The sequence below is a fragment of the Massilia cellulosiltytica genome (assembly GCF_047325105.1).
Classification (GTDB): domain Bacteria; phylum Pseudomonadota; class Gammaproteobacteria; order Burkholderiales; family Burkholderiaceae_D; genus Telluria; species Telluria orientalis.
In genome coordinates, this window is the sequence record NZ_CP168562.1 from 6,116,403 (window position 1) to 6,137,201 (window position 20,799).

19 protein-coding genes and 1 tRNA gene are annotated in these 20,799 nt (G+C 66.8%); 12 read left to right on the plus strand and 8 right to left on the minus strand.

The genetic code is table 11. The features are described from left to right. Positions 1-18: 18 nt before the first annotated feature. From ACEN9H_RS26820 to ACEN9H_RS26840, 5 genes are all read left to right on the plus strand, one after another. Positions 19-94 (plus strand) — tRNA-Phe (locus ACEN9H_RS26820). A gap of 67 nt (positions 95-161) precedes the next feature. After that, positions 162-506 carry a zinc ribbon domain-containing protein YjdM gene (locus tag ACEN9H_RS26825; RefSeq protein ID WP_105380867.1) on the plus strand — a complete coding sequence of 115 codons (345 nt, stop codon included), beginning with the start codon at positions 162-164 and terminating at the stop codon, positions 504-506. 105 nt (positions 507-611) lie between these two features. Beyond that, complete coding sequence (locus tag ACEN9H_RS26830) at positions 612-2,291, plus strand: GH39 family glycosyl hydrolase (RefSeq protein ID WP_413672697.1); 1,680 nt, start codon at positions 612-614, stop codon at positions 2,289-2,291. 114 nt (positions 2,292-2,405) lie between these two features. Then, complete coding sequence (locus tag ACEN9H_RS26835; protein ID WP_413672698.1) at positions 2,406-4,565, plus strand: alkaline phosphatase family protein; 2,160 nt, start codon at positions 2,406-2,408, stop codon at positions 4,563-4,565. Position 4,566: 1 nt separating this feature from the next. Then, positions 4,567-5,217 carry a hypothetical protein gene (locus tag ACEN9H_RS26840; protein WP_413672699.1) on the plus strand — a complete coding sequence of 217 codons (651 nt, stop codon included), beginning with the start codon at positions 4,567-4,569 and terminating at the stop codon, positions 5,215-5,217. A 9-nt stretch (positions 5,218-5,226) separates the two neighbouring features. On the opposite strand, the gene ACEN9H_RS26845 is transcribed toward ACEN9H_RS26840, so the two are convergent. Then, positions 5,227-5,439: a DUF2945 domain-containing protein gene (locus tag ACEN9H_RS26845; protein ID WP_413672700.1), complete on the minus strand. Its 213-nt coding sequence runs from the start codon at positions 5,437-5,439 to the stop codon at positions 5,227-5,229. A gap of 174 nt (positions 5,440-5,613) precedes the next feature. Between ACEN9H_RS26845 and ACEN9H_RS26850 the strand changes: the two genes are divergently transcribed. Both ACEN9H_RS26850 and ACEN9H_RS26855 read left to right on the plus strand, forming a co-directional pair. Beyond that, the gene (locus ACEN9H_RS26850; protein ID WP_413672701.1) at positions 5,614-6,513 is read left to right on the plus strand and encodes an aspartyl/asparaginyl beta-hydroxylase domain-containing protein; all 900 of its coding nucleotides are present in this window, start codon (positions 5,614-5,616) and stop codon (positions 6,511-6,513) included. A 64-nt stretch (positions 6,514-6,577) separates the two neighbouring features. Then, positions 6,578-7,309, plus strand: a complete 732-nt coding sequence (locus ACEN9H_RS26855; protein WP_056129240.1) for an HAD family hydrolase — start codon at positions 6,578-6,580, stop codon at positions 7,307-7,309. On the opposite strand, the gene ACEN9H_RS26860 is transcribed toward ACEN9H_RS26855, so the two are convergent. Together ACEN9H_RS26860 and ACEN9H_RS26865 are read right to left on the minus strand one after the other, a co-directional pair. Beyond that, positions 7,278-7,751 (minus strand): hypothetical protein, encoded by a 474-nt coding sequence (locus ACEN9H_RS26860; protein ID WP_413672702.1) that lies wholly within the window; start codon positions 7,749-7,751, stop codon positions 7,278-7,280. The genes ACEN9H_RS26855 and ACEN9H_RS26860 overlap by 32 nt on opposite strands. Then, the gene (locus tag ACEN9H_RS26865; RefSeq protein ID WP_413675639.1) at positions 7,738-8,898 is read right to left on the minus strand and encodes an MGDG synthase family glycosyltransferase; all 1,161 of its coding nucleotides are present in this window, start codon (positions 8,896-8,898) and stop codon (positions 7,738-7,740) included. The genes ACEN9H_RS26860 and ACEN9H_RS26865 overlap by 14 nt, the downstream gene beginning before the upstream one ends. 129 nt (positions 8,899-9,027) lie before the next feature. On the opposite strand from ACEN9H_RS26865, the gene ACEN9H_RS26870 reads away from it, so the two are divergent. After that, a complete protein-coding gene (locus tag ACEN9H_RS26870) occupies positions 9,028-9,468 on the plus strand; it encodes a hypothetical protein (protein WP_371771817.1) in 441 nt (146 codons plus the stop codon). 95 nt (positions 9,469-9,563) lie between these two features. Here the strand turns inward: ACEN9H_RS26870 and ACEN9H_RS26875 are convergent, their stop codons facing one another. The 4 genes from ACEN9H_RS26875 to ACEN9H_RS26890 form a co-directional block, all read right to left on the minus strand. After that, a complete protein-coding gene (locus ACEN9H_RS26875) occupies positions 9,564-10,280 on the minus strand; it encodes a hypothetical protein (RefSeq protein ID WP_413672703.1) in 717 nt (238 codons plus the stop codon). 4 nt (positions 10,281-10,284) lie between these two features. Then, entirely contained in the window at positions 10,285-10,620 is a 336-nt protein-coding gene (locus ACEN9H_RS26880; protein ID WP_413672704.1) for a hypothetical protein, read from the minus strand. Positions 10,621-10,876: 256 nt separating this feature from the next. Then, positions 10,877-12,835, minus strand: coding sequence for a S8 family serine peptidase (locus tag ACEN9H_RS26885; RefSeq protein WP_413672705.1), 1,959 nt, complete (start codon positions 12,833-12,835; stop codon positions 10,877-10,879). Positions 12,836-12,853: 18 nt separating this feature from the next. Then, positions 12,854-13,636, minus strand: a complete 783-nt coding sequence (locus ACEN9H_RS26890; protein WP_413672706.1) for an NF038120 family PEP-CTERM protein — start codon at positions 13,634-13,636, stop codon at positions 12,854-12,856. Positions 13,637-14,157: 521 nt separating this feature from the next. On the opposite strand from ACEN9H_RS26890, the gene ACEN9H_RS26895 reads away from it, so the two are divergent. Beyond that, a complete protein-coding gene (locus ACEN9H_RS26895) occupies positions 14,158-16,608 on the plus strand; it encodes a tetratricopeptide repeat protein (protein ID WP_413672707.1) in 2,451 nt (816 codons plus the stop codon). Here the strand turns inward: ACEN9H_RS26895 and ACEN9H_RS26900 are convergent, their stop codons facing one another. Then, positions 16,609-17,193: a GNAT family N-acetyltransferase gene (locus ACEN9H_RS26900; protein WP_413672708.1), complete on the minus strand. Its 585-nt coding sequence runs from the start codon at positions 17,191-17,193 to the stop codon at positions 16,609-16,611. A gap of 225 nt (positions 17,194-17,418) precedes the next feature. On the opposite strand from ACEN9H_RS26900, the gene ACEN9H_RS26905 reads away from it, so the two are divergent. From ACEN9H_RS26905 to ACEN9H_RS26915, 3 genes are read left to right on the plus strand one after another with little or no spacing between them, the layout of a single operon-like run. Beyond that, positions 17,419-18,723, plus strand: a complete 1,305-nt coding sequence (locus ACEN9H_RS26905) for a bifunctional glycosyltransferase/class I SAM-dependent methyltransferase (protein WP_413672709.1) — start codon at positions 17,419-17,421, stop codon at positions 18,721-18,723. Positions 18,724-18,746: 23 nt separating this feature from the next. Next, the gene (locus ACEN9H_RS26910; protein ID WP_413672710.1) at positions 18,747-19,643 is read left to right on the plus strand and encodes a WxcM-like domain-containing protein; all 897 of its coding nucleotides are present in this window, start codon (positions 18,747-18,749) and stop codon (positions 19,641-19,643) included. Next, entirely contained in the window at positions 19,640-20,749 is a 1,110-nt protein-coding gene (locus tag ACEN9H_RS26915; RefSeq protein WP_413672711.1) for a DegT/DnrJ/EryC1/StrS family aminotransferase, read from the plus strand. The genes ACEN9H_RS26910 and ACEN9H_RS26915 overlap by 4 nt, the downstream gene beginning before the upstream one ends. Positions 20,750-20,799 lie beyond the last annotated feature (50 nt).

The window sequence follows — 20,799 nt, forward strand, 5'->3', positions numbered from 1 at the left end:
GCTATACTGCGCCGCCTTGGCCTGGTAGCTCAGTTGGTAGAGCAGAGGATTGAAAATCCTTGTGTCGGTGGTTCGATTCCGCCCCGGGCCACCAAGAATTCCAGCAACGCCAACCCCTGCGGTTGGCGTTTTGCATTCCACTGTCCCTTGCACACCCTGCCATGACGACCTTGCCTCCCTGCCCCACCTGCGGTTCCACGCTGACTTACGAAGACGGCATGGGCAACTACGTTTGCCCGGAATGCGCGCACGAATGGCCCGTCAAGGCCGACGCGGCGGCTGAAGAGACGGCCCGCGTGTGGCGCGACGCGGCCGGCAACGTGCTGCAGGACGGCGACACCGTCACCGTCATCAAGGACCTGAAACTGAAGGGCGGCGGCGGCGTCGTCAAGCAGGGGACCAAGGTCAAGAACATCCGCCTCGTCGACGGCGACCACGACATCGACTGCAAGATCGACGGCTTCGGCGCGATGAGCCTGAAGTCGGAATTCGTCCGCAAGAGCTGAGCGGGCGATATCCGATCCGGTATCGACACCGGAAAAACCGTCATTGGACGGCCATCGTGGATCGGCCTAGCATCACCCCATCGGACCGATCCCACGAGAACGACAATGAAGAGACACCTCGCCGCCCTCCTCCTCGCGGCCTGCGCGCCGCTGCACGCCGCCGAACCTTCCACGCCACAGCCGGTCAGGCTGGCCATCGACGCCACGCAGGTCAAGGGCCCCATGACGCCCATCTGGGCGTGGTTCGGCTACGACGAACCGAACTACACGACGGCGCCCAACGGTAAAAAGCTGCTGAGCGACATCGCCGCGCTGAGCCCCGTCCCCGTGTACGTCCGCGCGCACAACCTCATGACGTCGGGCGACGGCAGCTATGCGCTCAAGTGGGGCTCGACGAATATGTACAGCGAGGACAAGGACGGCAAGCCGGTCTACGACTGGACGATCATCGACGGCATCTTCGACACGTACATCGAACGCGGCATGAAGCCGCTGGCGCAGATCGGCTTCATGCCGGAAGCGCTGTCGCAGCGCCCGCAGCCTTACCGCCACCACTGGAAGCCGGGCACGCCCTACAAGGAAATCATGACGGGCTGGGCCACGCCGCCGAAGGATTACGCCAAGTGGTCCGAGCTGCTCTACCAATGGGTCAAGCACAGCGTGGCGCGCTATGGCCGGAAGGAAGTCGAGAGCTGGTACTGGGAAGTGTGGAACGAACCGGACGGCCTCTACCTCATCGCGCCGGACACGAAGCGCGAGTACTTCAAGATGTACGACTACGCGGCCGACGCGGTGAAACGCGCGCTGCCGACGGCGCGCATCGGCGGGCCGCACACGGCCGGTGCGGGCCGCTTCATGGACGACTTCCTGCAGCACTGCCTGCACGAGACCAATTACGCGACCGGCAAGACCGGCACGCCGCTGGACTTCGTCGCCTTCCACGCCAAGGGCGCGCCGAAGGTCGTCGACGGCATCGTGCGCATGGGCATGGACGCGCACTTCCGCCACCTCGACGAAGGCTTCGCGCTCGTCGAAAAGTACCCGGAGCTGAAGAACGTCCCCGTCATCATCGGCGAATCCGACCCGGAAGGCTGCGCCGCCTGCGGCATGCAGACCAACCCGGAAAACGCCTACCGCAACGGCACGCTGTACGCCAGCTACACGGCCGCGTCGATCGCGCGCGAATACGACCTGGCCGCACGGCGCGGCGTGAACCTGATCGGCGCGGTGAACTGGTCGTTCGAGTTCGAAGACCAGCCGTGGTTCGCGGGCTTCCGCGACCTGGCGACCAACGGCGTCAACAAGCCGGTGCTGAACGTGTTCCGCATGCTCGGCAAGATGCGCGGCGAGCGCGTGGCGGTGACGGGCGACCGCGCCTACGACGCGGCCCGCATCCAGGCCGCCGGCGTGCGCGGCGCACGCACCGACATCGATGCGCTGGCGGCGAAGGATGCACACAGCGTGTCCGTCCTGGTCTGGAATTACCACGACGACGACATCATCGACGCCGGCTCACCGGTCGAACTGCGGATCGCCGGCATTCCCGCGCAACGGGTGCAGATGCGCCACTACCGCATCGACCAGGAGCACGGCAACTCGTACGCCGCGTGGAAGCGCATGGGCTCGCCCGCAAACCCGACGCCGGCGCAGGTGGCCGAACTGCAGAAGGCCAGCGAGCTGGCGGAGCTCGCTCCGGCGTCGACGCTGCAGACCACGGACGGCACGGCGACCGTCAGGATGCAGTTGCCGAGGCAGGCGGTGTCGCTGGTGACGCTGACCTACTAACATTACCGGAGGATTAACTTTGTAACGTAATGTGCCGCCGGGCCCTGCTGTCACGAACCTGTCACGCCCCTCGCCCATCCTGCGCTCGATTCCCACCCGACCAGGAGATCCCTCGTGAGGTTAGCAACGACCTTCATTACCCCGCTCGCGCTCGGCATCCTGCTGGCTGCCTGCGGCAGCGACAGCGACGGCGGCACCACGACCGCATCCACCACGCCGAATACCAGCACGACCGCGCCGGCCACGCCGACTGCGACCCGCACCATCGTCATGGTGTGGGACGGCCTGCGCCCCGATTCCGTCAACGCGACGGACACGCCGAACCTGTACGCGCTGCGCCAGAGCGGCGTGAACTTCAGCGACAACCACTCGACCTACCCGACCTTCACGATGATGAATTCGTCGTCGTTCGCGACGGGGTCGTTCCCGAAGACCAGCGGCTTCTACGGCAACACGTTCTGGACGCCGCCGCAGGGCAGCGCCAACACGATCCCGGCCGGCAGCGGCGCGGGCGGCAGTGCCCAGGATTACCAGGACCCCGTGTTCACCGAGGACTATGCGGTGCTGGCCACGCTGAACGATTACTACGGCGGCCAGCTGCTGCTCGTGAAGAGCCTGTTCGCCACCGCGCAGGCGGCCGGCCTGACGACCGCCACCATCGGCAAGTCGGGCGCCGCGTACCTGCAGGACCTCGGCAAGGGCGGCGTCTTCCTCGACGAGAACACCGTGCAGCCGCGCAGCCTCGTCACCGAGCTGCAGGGAGCGGGCTTCGCGCTGCCCTCGAACGTCGTCAAGAATTATTCGGGCAGCGACGCCGTCACGCTCGCCGGCAATAACGGCAACCCGACGGCGCGCGCCGGCTACGTCACGTTCAACACGACGGCGTTCGACCCGGACGGCAGGGTCGCCATCGCGGCGCGCGATTCGGCCGACACGACGCAGGGCGCGCCGGAAGACGCGGCCAACAAGTACATGATGTCGGTGTACACGCAATATATCCTGCCGCAGAAGAAGCCGATGCTGTCGCTGATCTGGTTCCGCACGCCGGACAACGTCGAACACGGCTACGGCCCGGGCAGCGCCAACATGAAGGCCGGCCTGCGCTCGCAGGACGCACGCCTCGGCGAACTGATCGCCGCGCTGCGCGCCAACGGCTTGGACAGCTCGACCAATATCGTCGTCGTGTCCGACCACGGCCACTCCAGCGTTTCCGGTCCGGTGGCGACGTTCCCACTGCGCGCCATCACGGCCTCAAGCACCGTGCCCAGCGGCGGCGTGAGCGGCGCGGCAATCGGCGCTGCGGATCCGAACGGCTACTCGTTCTCCGGCGACGTGCGCTCGGCCGACCTGCTGACCTACCGCGGCTTCGCGGCCTATGACGGTTCCGGATGCTCGACGAGCGCGATGTATGGACTCAGCGCCGACGGCAAGCCCGTCATCCCCGTCAAGGTCGACACGAGCGGCAGCCTGTGCGGCAGCGCGAACACGAAGTACCAGGCGATCAGCGCGGCGCTCGCGAAGCCGGTGGCCAGCTTCAAGGTGCCCGCGCCGGGCAGCCTGCCGGCCAACGGCATCGTCGTCGCGGCGAACGGCGGGTCCGACTACTTCTACGTGCCGGGCCACGACGCGGCCACCGTCCAGAAGCTCGTGACGTTCCTGCAGCAGCGCGAGGAATACGGGGCGATCTTCGTCGACAGCCGCTACGGCAGCATCCCCGGTACCTTGTCGCTGGCACAGGTGAACCTGGAAAACGCGAAGCGCCAGAACAATGGCCAGCCGGACGTCGTCGTGTCGTTCTCGTGGGATTACAACACGGCGGTGCAGGGCATGCCGGGCATCGAGTTCGAAAGCGTCGGCGGCCAGCGCGGCATGCACGGCAGCTTCGGCATCTCGGACGTGCACAACACGCTGATCGCCAACGGCCCATCGTTCCTGACGAATAAAGTCGTGACGACGCCGTCCGGCAACGTCGACGTGGCACCGACCGTGGCGTACCTGCTCGGCCTGTCCATGCCGCAGGCCGACGGCCGCGTGCTGAACGAAGGCCTGGCGACGCCCGCCACGAAGGACCAGCCGACGGTGACGCCGTCGACCGTGACCCCGGCCGCCGCCGCGACCGGCCTCACGTTCGAGCTGCCGACGGATCCGACCGGCGCCGCGAAGGACACGGCGCTCGCCAGGGGCACGTACAGCATCGAGCTCTCGGTGAAAGACCTGACCGTGGGCGGCAAGTCGTACCGCTACTTCGACTCGGCCCGCGCGGTGCGCAACTGACATGAAGTACGCCCTTCCTGTCTGCATGGTGACCGCGGCCGTCTTGTCCGCGCCCCTGTCCAGCGCCGCCACGCTGGACTTCGACCACGTCTTCAGCACGCGCGGCGAGCCGGCGGCCACCCATTTCGAGGCCGCCTATCTCGCCGGCGGTGCCGAACACCACGTGGAAGTCTGGCGCGACGGCGAGCGCCGCATCCGCCGCCGCACGGACGACAAGGCCGAGAGTTTCGCGCTGCGTACGCCGGGCAGCCCGGACTACCGGCTGTCCGTGCTGGATCTCGGCAAGAAAATCCGCACGGACATCGACCGCGACAACCTGTACCGCATCGGCCAGTTCACCGATTGGTTCGATCTCGGCCATGGCCTGCGCCATCCAAAGGGCGGCTACCGCCTCGTGCCGGCCGCCTCGCCGCACGAGGCCGCACGCGCCATCGGCGCCTGCGAATGGGTCGCGCTCGTCCAGGGCACGCAGACGACGCACGTGTGCTGGAGCACGACGGCGAAGCTGCCGCTGCTGATCCAGGCCGCGGACGGCCGCACCGTGTGGCGGGTGACGCACGTCGATCACAAGACGATCCCGGACAAGGTGTTCGCCATCCAGGATGCCGGCTTCATCCGCAACGACGCGAATGCGGATATCGAGCGCGATTGAACGGGACCGCTAGTTGACCTTCTTCAGCGCACTGCCCCGGTGCGCTGCTTCCGCTCCCGTCTTGTCGCTGACGACGAGGTATTCCGGATGCTCGGGCGACGCCGCCACGGCATGCTGCTTGATCGCCGTGTGCGCCGTCAATTTCTGCTTGACCGTGCCGCGCACGGTTCCCTGCGACGAGTGCCACTCGACCTTGTCGCCGGGCTTGAATTCGTCCGTCATGACTGTCCTCCTCCGCGATGCCGAGGCGCCATTTCAGCATAAGCGCCGCGTCCGCCTCGCACGTTAGGGCCTCCGCTGCCGATTGAGGCAAGTCAGGCCGCCGCCGCAGGCGTTCTGCTGCAATGGCAGGGTTGCGCGTTGTGATCGCGCGCCCTTTCACTGCGGAGTCCGCCGATGCGCTGGATCGTCCTGTTGCTGTTCGTCGCCAGCGCGGTGGTCGTGCACCTGCGCGGCCGCGTGCGCCATGGCGTGTTCCGGCAGCTGTCCGACCACTCCACGTTCATGGCGCCGCTGAACTGCTTCTGCTACCTGTTTTCCGCCGTGCCGACGACGCCGTTCGTGCCCGCATCCTGCTTTCCCGAACTGGCGGATCTCAAACAGGAATGGCGCACGTTCCGCCAGGAAGCGCTGGCGCTGTACGAGATGCAGCGCATCCGCCCGTCCGACAAATTCGACGACATCGGCTTCAATTCCTTTTTCCGGCGCGGCTGGAAGCGCTTCTACCTGAAGTGGTACGACAATCCACATCCATCCGCGGCGACATTGTGTCCGCGCACCGTGGCCATCCTGGAGCGCATCCCATCGGTCAAGGCCGCGATGTTCGCCCTGCTGCCGGCGGGCGGCACCCTGGGCCTGCACCGCGATCCGCTGGCCGTGTCCGTGCGCTACCACCTTGGGCTCGTGACGCCCAACGACGACCGCTGCGCCATCGTCGTCGACGGCATCCCGTATGCGTGGCGCGACGGCGAGGACGTCGTGTTCGACGAGACCTATCTGCACGACGCCGCCAACCGGACGGCGCACGACCGCATCATCCTGTTCTGCGACGTCGAACGGCCGCTGAAATACCGCTGGGCGCAGGCCGTCGGCCGCGCGGTTGGCGGCTTCATCCTGCGCGCGTCGGCGGCGCCGAACGAGATCGGCGACCGCACGGGCGGCCTGAACCGCGTGTTCCGCTACCTGTACGCGTTGCGCCGGTTCGGCAAGCGGTTGAAAGCCTGGAACCGCACCGTCTACTACGTCTTCAAATGGTTCCTGTTCGGCGCGCTCGCGTTCTTGCTGTTCTGGCGCTGATCTGTCATACGCCGGTAACGTGCTGGTGAGTATGATGAGGCAACGGAATCCGGCCACGACGCACATGTACAAATCCAGGAAACGCCTGCTGATCCTCGACGCGGACGGCACCACCATCGACGCCTTTTCCGCCATCGAAGCGGCCTTTTCGCGGCATGGGCTGGACATCGGCGACGAAGCCCGGTTCCAGAAGCGCCACAACCTCTTCAAGTACCTGGGCGGGCTGAAGGAATTCCCGGCTATCATCAAGAAGAACCTGCGCAGGAACAGCCGGTCCAGGCTCGTCGACAGCCTCACGGAGGTCTATCGCCAGGAAGCGACGATGTACGAAGGCATCCCCGACCTCGTGCGGGAACTGGTCGCCGCGCCGGACGTCGTGGTCGGCATGGTCACGCGCAACATCACGAACGAACCGCTGGAGACGCTGCGCCAGCTGTTCCAACGCCACGACATCGACATCAATGCGCTCGACTTCCTCGTCCACATTCCGCTCTCGGAAAAGAAGACGAGCCAGTTCCGCGCCATCCGCGAACAATTCGGCATCAATCCGGCGCGCGCCTACGTGTGCGGCGACGAGCACAAGGATTTCACTGCCGCGATCGGCTCGGGCATGCATCCGTTCATGGTGTCGTACGGCTTCGAGGACTACGACCGGCTGACGGAGAAATTCGAGATTCCCCACGAGCTGATCTCGCGCACGTCCGGCGAACTGTGCCAGCGCATCCGTCACGCGCTGGACCTGGGCAAGGGTCGTGGCGGACCAGTCAGTACCCGTACCAGAACAGCAGCGCGCTGACGACGCCGAACATCCAGTAATCGACGGGCGCACCCGCGAACCAGCGCTTGTGCCAGGGGACCAGTTCGCGCTTGAAGCGGCGCCAGCCGAAAGCAGGATTGACGACGAACCACAGCCAGTCCTCGACGATCCAGAACAGCATCACGGCGCCCAGCGCGCGTGCTTCCAGCTGCAACGACCAACGTCCCATGAAGGCCAGCGGGAAGTGAAAAATGACGCCGATGAAGGAGAACATCCACGCGTGGTAGCCGGTCAGCGCGCGGCCGCCCCAGAAGATGTCGAGCAGCGGATGCTCTTCGATGCGCCAGGTGGGCAGGTTCGCGGCCCAGCCGGCGTCGCCTTCGATCTCCACTTCGACGCGGGCAAAAAAATAAGCGGCAACGACGATGGCGGCCAGCGTCGCGACGAACTGGCCGGTATGGGAAAATTCAAACACAGGCATCGATGGGTTCGGTCTGCTTCAGGATGGCCGCCAGCACGGCGGCCGCGGCATGGGGACGGCCCAGCGCGAGGGCGCGGGCACGCATGGTGTCGAGTTCGGCCGGATGGGCCATCAGGTAGCGCACGCGGTATTCCAGCGATGGCGCATCGAACGCTTTCATCGCGGCGCCATGTTCGAGCAGGAAATTGGCGTTGCGTTCCTCTTGCCCGGGAATCGACGCATTCACGATCATGGGCAGGCCCAGCGCCAGGCACTCCGCCGTCGTCGCGCCGCCCGGCTTCGTGATGGCCACGTCGGCGCAGGCCATCAGGCGCTCGACCTTGTCCGTAAAACCCTGCGGCACGAGCCGGCCCGGGTATGCGGCCGCAAGGCGTTGCAGTGCCGCCAGTTCCGCGGCATTGCGGCCCGCCAGCGCGATCAACTGGAACTGACCGGGGATCGCCAACAGGCGCTGCGCCAGCGTGGACAGGCCGCCCAGCCCGGCACCGCCGCCCATCAGCAGGAAGGTCATGCGGCCGGGATCGATGCCGAGTTCGCTTGCACACGCGGCGCGATCGGGCCGGCACGTAAAGGTCGGCATGACCGGGATGCCGGTAACGTGGATGCCGTCGCGCGCGATGCCGTGTTTTTCCATCAGGAACGCCACTTCGTCATTGCCCGCGAAATAGCCGGCCATGTGCCGGTGCACCCACATGCGGTGCAGGTCGAAGTCGGTCACTTGCACCCACACGGGGCAGCGCAGCATGCCGTCGGCAACCTCGCGCGACAGGATCTCGGCCGGCAGGAAATGTGTGCAGACGATGGCATCCGGGCGCAGCGCGGCGATTTTCGCCAGCAGCGGCGCGCAATCGCGCCGTTCGATGCGGCGCCGCAGCCGGTGCGCCCAGCCGTCCGGCGCGGCCGTGTTCGTGTAATCGTAGACCCAGCTCCACACCGCCGGCGCGCGGCGCACGAGCATGATGTAGAGGTCGGCGTAGACCTGGCGCAGGCGCGGCGTCGCGTAGGCGGTCGCGTCCAGGTGGATCACTTCAGCGATGCCGGGGACGGCGGACGCGCTGGCGCGGATCGCCTCGGCCGCGCGCGTATGGCCGGCGCCCGCGGGCACGCTCAGCACGAGGATGCGCTTGCCTGCCCTGCCTTCGTCCATCCAACGCCCACCCATCGCGCTCGCCTTGCCGTGCATATTGATGAGGGCAATGTAGCGGTTGAATATGACGGTGCCGTGACGACGCGTGCGCCCCTTGCCAAGCGCTTCCGTGCACGCGATCATGGGCCCATGAACCCGCTTAACCTACCCCGCACCTTTGCCCGCCTGGCCGGCCTGGCCCTGTTGCTCGCGAGCAGCGCCTGCCGCAGCGATGCGCCGCAGGCACCGTCCACCGCCACGGGCAGCGCGCCGCTGCTGGCCCGCATCGAGGCCGAGCGCGGCGCCGCCGCCTGCGACACGGACGATCAATGTCACACGATCGGCGTGGGCCACAAGGCCTGCGGCGGCCCCGAGCGCTACCTCGCGTGGTCCAGCAAGAACAACGACGGCACGCGCCTGCGCGCGCTCGTGGCCGAACACGCGGCCGCGCGCCAGGCGGAGGACACCAAGAAGGGCATGATGTCGACCTGCTCTGTCGTCCCCGACCCGGGCGCGACGTGCGCCGCCGGCCAGTGCGTGCTGCGCGCCACGAACAGCGGTCCCGGCGGGATGGCACCCGTGGCACGCTGATACGTCATCACAAACGACAAAGGCCGCGGCATGCACCGCGGCCTTTGTCTTTCGGGCCGCTTGTGGCGGCCCATGGTCGAGCTGTAACCTGCCGATTACTCGACCTTCGCCTGCTTGTTGCCGGCGTTCTGGAACAGCGGGATCGGATCCGTCGTGTCGACTTCGACGATCGTCGTGCCGACCGTGGCGCCGCCGGTCACGTAGGCGACCGAACCCAGGTGCCGCTTGCCGGTCGCGAGACCGGACCACGACAGCGCCACCGATGCCGTGCCGCCCAGGGCGACCTGGGTCGGTGCGACGGCCCTGAAGTTGCCGCCGGTGACGCCCGGGCTCAGCACCCAGGTCGACAGCTTGTACGTGGCGCTGCCACCGACCGGATCGTAGCCGACGACGCACACCTTGTACTCGCCTGCCGGCGGGTTGGCCAGCGTGACCATTTCGTTGGCCGTCTGGCCGCCGCTGGTGCCGACGACGGTCGTGCCGCGTGCCACGACGAGGTCCAGGTCGGACAGGCCGGTGCCGGTGCCGACCGTGTCACTGTCGTACAGCGCGAAGCGGGCCGTGGTCGTGCCGGCCGGGATGGTGACGGTGTGCACGTTCACGCCCGTGCCGCCGCCGCCCGTGCACACGCTGTTGGCCGTGTTCGTCGCCGTGACGACCGTCGAGCTGAACTCGGTGGCCGGGATCAGGCCGGCCTTGGCGAGCGACAGCGAGCCGGCGTAGCCGGTACCGATGGTGACGACCTTGGTGCCGGACGTCGCTTCGCTCTGCACCGTGGCCGGTGTCGGCAGATCGGTGGGAGGAGCGCGCAACCGCCTAGCAGGCGGCGCACCGTGTGCGTGCCGTCGCTCCAGGGCCGCCTGGGCTTCTGGCCGTACACCGACGGGTATGAGCCGGCGCGCTGGTGCGGGTCAGCTTGACGGTGTACGTGCCGCTCGCGCCCGGCGCCAGGTTCAGCGTGGCCGGCTGCACGTCGACCGTGTAGCCCGGCAGCGTGGTGCTGACGTTGTACGTCGCCGCGCTGCCGCCCACGTTCTTCACCGTGCGGGTCAGCGTCTGGATGCCCAGCACGTTGGCGGCCGTCAGCGACGGCAGGTTCAGGTTGTACGGCTGGATCGAGCCGACGGCCGGGCAGGTGCCCGGGCTGAACACGTTGGTGATGCCGAGGCCGCACAGGAAGCGCGCGTAGTCGATCGTGGCCAGGTTTCAAGTACACTTGGAGACCCGGACTCGACTGGTGCAGTGGACTGGCGCCACGTGCAGCCTGGCGCCTGGCCCCACGTATGCAGCGGGGCCGGTCAGGTGGCCGGGACTCAGGATTGCCTGTCCCGCGGCCCATTGCCATGCCTACCTTGCGTTCTGGCCTCCTCGACGTGTCACGACGCTGGGCGGGGGGGGGGGGGGCGGGTCAGGCCGGGGGCGGGGGCGTGCGTGTGTGTGCGTGCGCGCGTGCGTGCGTGCGGGTGCTCGGAATGGCTGACCACTGTCCGGCCCGACTGGACGGCGATGCCCAGGCCAGATGCACACGCGGCGACGCCATCGACGTGCCGGTGTAGAACGCGAAGTCCTTCGACGGCGCCGGTGCGCCGCCGGCGACCGCGTCGCGCTGGGCCTTGGTCAGGTCGGCGCTGACGGCCGCCAGGATGTCCGTGCCCGGCGCGGTGACGTCCGGCTTCATGATGTTGGCGTTGGCCACGTTCGGGCCGCGCGACGAGCTGCTGTTCATCTGCGGTGCCACGATGGTCGGATCGACGATGCCGCGCAGGTTGTTCAGCGCCGCGGTGGCGCCCGGGGTCGAGGCATAGTAATCCTTGACCTTCTGGCCGTCCGCGGCCGTGATGTGCACGGTCGAGATGGAGTGGGCCTGGTTCAGGATCGTCGATGCGCTGGTCGGCGTGTTGGCGATGATGACGCCGACGGCGCCGGCCGTCTTGCCGTTCGCGCTCTTGTTGACAAGCACGTTCGAGCCGCGGTCGCAGACGAGGATCTTGCCCGTCACCTTGGCCGGATCGAGGTACGTGGTCGGACCATCGGCCGGGCCGAAGCACAGGTTCAGGCTTGGATCGGCCGGGTCGATGCCCGCCAGGCCGGCATCCTTCGCCAGGATCAGCGGCGACGACGGGGTGTTGGCGTTGCCGGACGCGCCGGTGACGGTCACGCCGTTGCCCAACGCGACGTCGCCCGCATAGGTGCGGTTGTGCGTCGAGTTGCCGACCGTGGTCAGCCACGGGCTGATGTGGGCGACCGGTGCCGTCGCCGGACCGGAGTTGCCGGCCGATGCCGCCACGAACACGCCCGCCGCGGCCGCGCCGAGGAAGGCGACTTCGGTCGGTTCGTTGAACTGGCCGCCGCCGGCGTTCGGGCCGATCGAGAAGTTGATGACGTTCACGCCATCCTTCACGGCCTGTTCGATCGCGGCCACGCTGTTCGACGTCGCGCAGCCGTTCAGGCCGGTCACGCCGTCGGTCCAGCAGACTTTATAGGCGGCGATGCGGGCGCGCGGCGCCATGCCGGTGATCTTGCCGAGCGAGATCCCGTTGGTGGAGGCCGTCACGTGTGCGTTGCCGCCGGCCGTGCTGGCCGTGTGGTCGCCGTGGCCGCCATGGCCTTCCGCGCCGGCGACGGAGTCGCGCGCCGACAAGAATTCGGTCCAGTGCAAGGTCTGCGTCGGCTGCTTGAAGTAGCGCGCGCCGATCAGCTTGTTATTGCAATCGGTGACCGCGAAGCCTTCGCCCACCTGGCAGATGCCCTTCCAGGACGCCGGCGGGGCATCGTAGGCGAGCTTGGTGCCGTCGCGGCTCGGATTGCCGTTCGCGTCGACGCGGTCGGCGAAGCTGTCGTGCTCCGGCCAGATGCCGCCGTCGACGATGCCGATGATGATGCCTTCGCCGGCCTTGTCCTGGCCGCCGAGCTGGTCCCACAGGCCGCCCGGTTTATCGAGGCCGAGGAACGTCGGGGTATAGCTCGTGTCGAGCTGCAGGATCGAGTCCGCCGAGATGCTGGCGACGCCCGGGTTCTTCTTCAGCGCGCGGACCTCGGCGTCGGTCAGCAGGGCCGAGAAGCCGTTGAAGACGACCTTGTATTCATTGGTGACCTGGGCCTTGTTGACAGTCGACAGGACGTCGGACTGCTTGGTCTCCAGGTAGGTGATGTAATTCTGGACGCTCGTCGCGTCGACGTTCAGGCGCTGCCCGGCGGCCGGCTTGGTCGCCGTGAGGCCGCTGACGCCGCCGTCATAGGTGGCGACCGGCTTGTCGGCCAGCTGGACGATGTACGAGCGGCGGACTTCGCCGTCGGCATAGGCGTGGGTGGCGGCCGCGACGGTCAGCGCGAACAGGACGGCCGAAGTGATGGGACGCAGTTTCATGGTCGATACCTCGGCGGCTTAGGCGTTGTTGGACGAAGGAGCGGATTTGCGGCGGCGCGCCAGGAGCGCGCCCATGCCCAGGCCGATCAGCGCGAGGCTGGCCGGCTCCGGCACTTCGGCCAGTGCGAGGTTGTCGATGGCGAACTGGGCCTGGTAGATCGACGGATCGGAATTGTCGGCCGCGACGGTGCAGCCGCCGATGCCGTCGAACAGGCAGGCGCGGATCGTCAGGCTGGTCAGCTCGGCATAGCCGAAGCCGGCAGGCAGCGTGGCGGTGTCGAACAGCGGGTTGCCGTTGTTGTCGAGGCCCGGGAAGTCGAGCGCGTAGCCGAGCGTGCCGCCGTTCGCGAACGTGCCGGTCAGCAACAGTTGGCCATACGAGAAATTCGGCAGGCCGCCGAACGGGGCGACGAAACCGAAGTCGAGGCGACGCAGGCTGAACTTGCCGCCGTCGTCCTTCTTGATCGTGACGCCGCCGTCGTTCAGGCCCAGGTAGGAATGGCTCGTGTTGTTGGTAGGACAGCCGCCCAGCCAGCAGGAGGTCGGGTCCATGCCGTTGACGAGCAGGCCGACGACGCCGCTCGTGCCGCCGTGATTGTCGATGGCTTGCAGCGTGTAGCCGGACTCGCCGAGCGTGTCGCCGTCCACGTAGATGCCGTCGGGGCTCAGGGATTCGAAGTTCACCACGGACGCCATGGCAGGTGCCGTGCCCAGCAGTGCAAGCGCGGCGGCTGCACCCAGGACCAGTTTGTTCAGCCCGGATTGGGCAGGGGAAACGCAAGAAGTCGGATTGGTTGTCATGTCTCTCGCCTTGAAATGGAAGCACCGATGGGTATCGGGCCTACGTGTTTTTTTACCAACTACACGACTTTCCAATGTAGCAAGAAAACAATATTTATTCGTAAAAAATTATCCGAATTAACTATTGTGCTGATCCTTTGATATTGAACAAAATTTGGATTTCCCTATGAAAACAGCGATGTCGAAACGCAAGAAATTGTCGCTTTTTAATTACAATTCATTGCAAATAGAAAAATTGATAGACAGACATCTTTTCTTGTGCTATCTCTTTTACAATGTATCCACAAGGAAATAAATTCCATATGTGCAACTAGATGCGGATGCGCCTTTGCCAAGAACCATTTCAGTCCGGGCAAATGTTCATGCTTGATTGAAAACTTGGGTACAAACGGTTGATGCCAATCGGTTGCTCACAGGCCACAAACGTTCGCTGGAGACACTCTGACAGAGTATGATTACGCTTCCCCGAAGCAGACTCGAGAGACCTATCCAGGATGAATGTTCCCGCGCATACCGATGCTTTGTTCCGTCAGGCCGAACGCGGCGTGCTGCCGCTCGGTGAACTGTTCCAGGGTGCGCAGACGCTGGTCGAACTGGGCATGCAGCAGGAGGCGATCCGGTTGTACGAAGCATGGATCGCGCACACGGCCTCCCCGGCCGCATACGCCGCCTGCTTCAACCTCGCCGTCGCGCGCGGCAACGTGGGCGACGATGCGGGCGCCGCCCGCGATTACCTGAGGGCGATCGAACTCGCCCCCGGCTTCATCGAGGCGCGCCTGAATCTCGGCACGCTGTACGAGCGCATGAACCGGCCCGATGACGCGCTCGCCGCATGGCAAAGCATCCTCGCCGACATCCCGGACCTGGCCGCGAAGCCGGCGCTGCACGTGCAGGCCCTGAACAACCTGGGCCGCCTGTGCGAGATCCGCAAGCGCCTGCCGGAAGCGCTGGACTATCTCACGCGCAGCCTCGAACTCGATCCGGACCAGCCCAAGGTCATCACCCACTGGGTGCACCTGCGCCAGAAGCTGTGCGTGTGGCCGGTCTACGAAGCGTTCGGCGCCGTCACGGTGGAAGAACAGCGCCGCCACACGTCGGCCCTCGCGATGCTGGGGGCGTCGCCGCATCCAGCCGAGCAGCTGGCCGCGTCGCTCAACTTCGTCGAGCGCAAGGTGCATGCGGCGCCCGAGCAGCTGGCGCCGCCCGAGGGCTATGCCCACAGGCGCATCCGCATCGGCTACCTGTCGTCCGACCTGTGCTCGCACGCGGTGTCGATCCTGACGGCCGAACTGTACGAGCTGCACGACCGCGCGCGCGTCGAGGTCTACGCGTTTTCCTGGAGCCGCGAAGACAATTCGCCGCTGCGCGCGCGCGTGGTCGGCGCGATGGACCACTACATCCGCATCGACCGCATGACGGACGAGGAAGCGGCGCGCTGCATCCGCTCGCACGAGATCGACATCCTCGTCGACCTGCACGGCCTCACGCTGGGCGCGCGCGCCGACATCCTCGGCTGGCGTCCCGCGCCCGTGCAGCTGACGTGGCTGGGCTTTCCCGGCCCGACGGCGGTGCCCGGCATCGACTACGTGGTGGCCGACGACTTCGTACTCCCGCCGGAGCTGGAACCGCATTTCACGGAACGGCCGCTGCGCATGCCGCACACGTTCCAGATCAACGACCGCCGCCGCGCCATCGGCCCCACGCCCACGCGCGCGGCGAACGGCCTGCCGGAAGGCGCGTTCGTGTTCTGCTCCTTCAACAGCAATTTCAAAGTCACGCCCGAGGTGTTCGACAGCTGGATGCGCATCCTGAAACAGGTGCCGGACAGCGTGCTGTGGATGGTGGCCGACAGCGACGCCACCCGCGCCAACCTCGTGCGCGAGGCCGAGGCGCGCGGCGTGGCAGGCAGCCGCCTGCTGTTCGCGGGGCGCGTGGCGCCGGCCGATTACCTGGCCCGCTTCCGCCTCGCCGACCTGTTCCTCGACACGAATCCGTTCAACGGCGGCACCACCGCGAGCGACGCCCTGTGGGCCGGCTTGCCCGTGCTGACGTGGGCCGGCCAGACCTTCTGCTCGCGCATGGCGGGCAGCCTGCTGCGCGCGGTGGGCCTGCCGGAACTCGTCACGCACGCGCTGGAAGATTACGAGGCGCTGGCCATCGCCCTCGGCAACGACCGCCCGCGCATGGACGCGTTGCGCGCGCGCCTCGCGGCCAACCGCGACGCGAGCCCGCTGTTCGACACGCCGCGCTTCGTGCGCGACTACGAAGACCTGCTGGCGACCGTCGTCAGGCGCCCGGCCGGCGTCGAACCCGTGGACGAACCAGCCGTCGCCCGGCTGCAGGAAGTACCGCCCCCCGCGCAACTGACCTTGCAGCAGGAGAGCATGCTGTCGCTGCTGCGTCCCGGCATGCACAGCATCGTCGAAGTGGGCGGCGCGACCCTCGCCCAGGCCTGGCGTGCCCGCGTACCGAACTCGCATTACACGGCCGTCGGCGCGCTTGCCGCAAACGCAGGCTGGAGCACGTCCGCCATCGAGCGCGACGCCGAACAACTGACCGACGCCGACTGGCAGCAGCTGGCCGCGGCCCAGTGCTGGCTGTTCCCGGAAACGCTGGAACGCCTGCGCGACCCGTGGACCTTCCTCGCGCGCCTGCGCCGCCAAGCGCTCGGCCCGGTGGAACTGGTCGCGTGCGTCAACAACGGCCAGCACTGGCTGCTGCAGACGCTGCTCGCCGCCGGCAACATGCCGGACCGCCGCAACCTGCACCTGTTCACGCGCGCATCGCTCGCGGCGCTGCTGGCCGACCACGGCTTCACGCTCATCGCCATGACGACGGTGAACGCGCAACAGCCGCCGCAAATCGTGCTGGACGCAATCCGCGCCCTGGCCGCGGCCGCCGGCGCCGACCCTGAACTGGCCGTGCAGGACGCCCTGCCCTACCAATATCTGGTGCGCGCCATCGCCGCCTGATCAGTCGAGCCGCACGACGTCGATCGGGTCCGGCAGGAAGCGGACATACCGCCCCATCGACGCGAGGATGGCATCGTGCGCCAGTTCGAAGCGGTACTCGACGTCGTCTTCCGCCACCCGTTGCGCGCCGAAGCGCTCGTGGAACGTCCACACGCTGCGATTGTCCTTGCGGACCTCGAAATGCGCGTTGCGAAAGCCGAGATGGTCGAGCGCATAACGGTAGACGATCAGCGCCGATTCGATCCCCACATAGGTAGGAGCACCGTCGGCGACGATCCAGCTCCCCCACGAAAAGCTGTCGCCGACGGCGTTGTACAGCCGCACGGTGCCGACCGGCTGGCCGGCACCGCCCGCCTCGTCCTTCAGGCAGATGATGAAATAAGCCTGGCTGCCGTCCGTCTTGTAGCGCTCGATCCAGGCGGCCTGCCTGGCCACGTCGGCGTCGACCGCCGACAGGTACGCCGCCTTTTTGGGATCGAGCCGCAACGACAGGATATAGGCCGCATCGGCGACCTCGACCTCGCGCAGCACGAGCTTGTTGCCGACCAGGCGGGCGGCGGGTCGGATGGTTGGTTGTTCGCTCATGACTCCCCGTATGAACGTTGATGGACGAAGGCATGATTACACACAACAATCGCCATAGGAATGACATGGTTGCAATCAAATTGCCCTTCTGAAAACCAATCGCAAAATTGTGCCAACTATTGGTTGCTCACAGGCCACAAAATTTCGCTGGAAACAGGTCAACAGAGTATGATTACGCTTCCTTTGCGATCGGCAGGACGACGTTCGGCCTCTTCGAAACACACCATGCAAACGAATCAAATTCCCGTCATCACGGTGTCGTACAACTCGCCCGACCTGATCGAGGCGCTGCTGCGCACCTTCCGCCAGTTCTATTCGAACAAAGTGTACGTGATCGACGGTTCGCGTCCCGAGGTCGCAACGCAGATCGGTGCCATCGCCGCACGTTTCCCGGACGTCGAGTTCATCCCGTTCGGCTACAACATCCACCACGGTCCCGGCATGACCTGGGCCGTGCACAATCTGAACCTGCAAGGCCAGGCGCTGTTCCTCGATTCGGACGTCGAGATCGTCAAGGACGGCTTCCTCGAAACCCTGCAGGCCGAGCTGGAGCCGGGCATGTGGGGCGTCGGCAGCACCCAGCGCGTCAACGAGCGCGGCTACGACGAGCCCGAAGACGGGCCCATCCACTACCTGCACCCGGCCTGCATGCTGGTCAACCTGGACGTGATGCGTCAATGGCCGCTGCCGATCAAGCACGGCGCGCCGAACATCCAGACGATGCTGGCGCTAAACTACAGCGGCAACGCCCACCTTTACAAGCACGTGCAATGGGTCCGCGAAGATTTCGAAGGCCGCACGACGCCGCACTACATCAAGCACCCGTGGCAGGGTACGGTCAAGCGCACCGGCGGCTACCACTACGACATGCCGGCGCCCGACGGCAGCGTCGATCCCTATCTGCTGCATTTCGTGCCCACCGACGCCGCCAAGGTGATCGACGTCGGCTGCGGCAACGGCCTGTTCGCCAAGGCCTACCGCGCCCGCCATCCGATCTGCCAGTACCTCGGCGTGGAGCTCGATCCGCAACTGGCCGACCAGGCGCGTCCGCATTGCGATTTCGTGTTCAACATGGACATCACGAAGCCGACCAAGCAGTTCGACACCTACGCGGCCGGCGCCGATTGCTGGATTCTCGGCGACGTGCTGACCAGCCTGCCCGATCCGTGGGCCCTGCTGCGCGACATCCGCCGCCGGAGCGCGCCGGGCACCCGCGTCGTCGTCTCGGTGCGCAACGCCCAACACTGGAGCGTACAGGCCCGGCTCGCCGTCGGCGACCTGCACTACCGCGACGACACTCCCGTGCGCCCGCACGACCTGCGCCTGTTCACTCGCGCCACCTTGCTCGACCTGCTGCGCCAGACCGGCTTCGAACTGGCCACGGGCTCGCCCGAGGTGCGCGACGAGCCGGCGCGCGAGCAGTGGCTGCCCGCCATCCGGGCGCTCGCCGCGGCCGGCGGCAACGATCCGGAGCAGGCGGCGCAGGACGCGCTGGCGTGGCAGTATGTGTGCGTCGCGACGCTCGTCTGAATCCAAACATGCAGGAGAATTCCATGTCCCGTTCCTTCTCCGCCCACGTCCATGACGGCGCCACTGTCGCCGCCGATGCGCAATTGGGCGACTTCGTCGTGGTCTACGCGGGCGCCGCGATCGGCACCGGCTGCCGCGTGCGCGGCTTCACCCAGGTCTGGCCCGGCGTGCGGCTGCACGAGGACGTCGACCTCGGTCCGGGCGTCACCATCGAGGCACCGGACGGGGACGGCAGCGACGTCGTGATCGGCGCCGGCACCCGCATCGGCGCCGGCGCCCTGCTGCACCGGGGCGTGCGCATCGGCCAGGGCGCCGAAATCGTGGCCGGGGCCGTGGTCACCCATAACGTGCCGCCGTACGCGATCGTGGCCGGCGCGCCGGCACGCGTGGTCAACTACGTGCAGCAGGCCGAACGCAAGCCGGCGGCCGAGTGGCACACCATCACCACGCCGCCAAAAACACCGTCGGCCGTGCGCCTCGGTGTCGGCGACGTGACGTTGCACCGCTTCAAATTCGTCGGCGACCCGCGCGGCGACCTGTCGGTCGGCGAGTTCATGCGTGAAATCCCGTTCATGCCGAAACGCTACTTCCTGGTCATGAACGTCCCCAACGACAAGACCCGCGGCGAACACGCGCACTACAAGTGCCACCAGTTCCTGGTCTGCGTTAAAGGCAGCTGTTCGGTGGTTGTCGACGACGTGGACTCCCGCTGCGAAGTGCGCCTCGACGCGCCGGACATCGGCCTGTACCTGCCGCCGATGACCTGGGGTATCCAGTACAAATATTCGAGCGACGCCGTGATGATGGTGTTCGCGTCGGACTATTACGAAGCGGAAGACTACATCCGCGATTATGACGAATTCGTCGCCGCCAAACGCCGCATGGGCGACAGCGGCGTCCTTCCTGTGGAGCACGCATGAGTATTCCCTTCCTCGACCTGAAGGCCATCAACCTCGAGCAGGAAGACGCCATCGAACAGGCCATGCGGCGCGTGCTGCGGTCCGGCTGGTATGTCCTCGGCAAGGAAGTGGAAGCGTTCGAGCAAGCCTATGCCGCCTGGTGCGGTACGCGCCATGCCATCGGCGTGGCCAACGGGCTGGATGCGATCTTCCTCGTGCTCAAGGCATGGGGGGTGGGCCCGGGTGATGAAGTCATCGTTCCCAGCAATACCTATATCGCCACCTGGCTGGCCGCCTCGCATTGCGGCGCCACGCCGGTCCCGGTGGAGCCGGTGGCGGGCACGTACAACCTCGATCCGGCCCGCGTGGAAGCGGCCATCACGGCGCGTACCAGGGCCATCGTGCCGGTCCACCTGTACGGCCAGTGCGCCGACATGGAGCCGCTGATGGACATCGCCCGTCGTCACCGCCTGAAGGTCGTCGAGGACGGCGCCCAGGCGCACGGCGCGCGCTATCGCGGCCGGCGCGCCGGTGCGCTGGGGCACGCCGCCGCGTTCAGCTTCTATCCCGGCAAGAACCTGGGCGCGCTGGGCGACGGCGGCGCGATCACGACCGACGACGACGCACTGGCACGGCAACTGCGCGCGCTGCGCAACTACGGCTCCCAGAAGAAATACCACAACGAATCCATCGGCTTCAATTCGCGCCTGGACGAGCTGCAGGCGGCGATCCTGTCGGCCAAGTTGCCCGTGCTGGATGACCAGAACGCCCGGCGGCGCGCGCTGGCGGCGATCTACGATGCCGAGCTGGCCGGCATCCCCGGCCTCGTCCTTCCCGTCGTGCCCGAGTGGGCCGAACCGGTGTGGCACCTGTACGTCGTGCGCCATGCGCAGCGCGACGCGCTGGCCAAGGGGCTGGCCGAGGCCGGCATCGGCACGCTGGTGCATTACCCGATCGCACCGCACCTGCAGCCCGCCTACGCCGATCTCGGCATGACCGAGGGCCGGTTCCCGATCGCCGAGACCATCCATCGCGAGGTGCTCAGCCTCCCGATGGGCCCGACGATGACGGCGGCGCAGGCGGTCGAGGTCGCGCAGGCGGTACGGCGCATCGCCGCGGCGCTGTGAACGGCGCCATCGCGTACTTTTTCTCACGAACGACAACGAACTCCGGTCTC